Annotated in this window: 2 protein-coding genes; both read left to right on the top strand. The window is 49.0% G+C overall.

What is annotated here, in order from left to right; genetic code table 11:
• A partial coding sequence (locus ACTHSP_RS21800; protein ID WP_440346982.1) for a methylenetetrahydrofolate reductase occupies positions 1-227 on the top strand: 227 nt, incomplete at its 5' end.
• Positions 228-316: 89 nt separating this feature from the next.
• Positions 317-480, top strand: a 164-nt coding sequence (locus ACTHSP_RS21795; protein ID WP_440346983.1) for a hypothetical protein, incomplete at its 3' end; no start/stop codon positions are given.

The following is a 480-nucleotide window of genomic DNA, read 5'->3' as shown; positions in this document are numbered from 1 at the left end:
CCAAAATGGCCCAAGTGACCAACGTCAAAATCCCAAGCTGGCTGTCTAAAATGTACGAAGGTTTGGATGACGACCAAGGCACGCGCAACCTTGTTGCCGCCAGCATCGCCATCGACATGGTCAAAGTCCTCTCTCGCGAAGGTGTCAAAGACTTCCACTTCTACACCCTCAACCGCAGCGAACTGACTTACGCCATCTGCCATATTTTGGGTGTACGTCCCCGTTAATAAAACAGACGGCCTCCCCATTCTGATTTACAATATCGAACATTCAGGCCATACCGGCCTGATTAAAAATTCCAACTAGGAGAGTTAACATGACAACATTGCATTTTTCAGGCTTCCCGCGCGTCGGTGCCTTCCGCGAATTGAAATTCGCACAAGAAAAATACTGGCGCAAAGAAATCAGCGAGCAAGAATTGCTGGCTGTTGCTAAAGACTTGCGCGAGAAAAACTGGAAACACCAAGCTGCTGCCAACGC

The organism is Neisseria sp. P0001.S005, from assembly GCF_051963715.1.
This window is presented reverse-complemented; position numbering and strand designations above follow the sequence as displayed.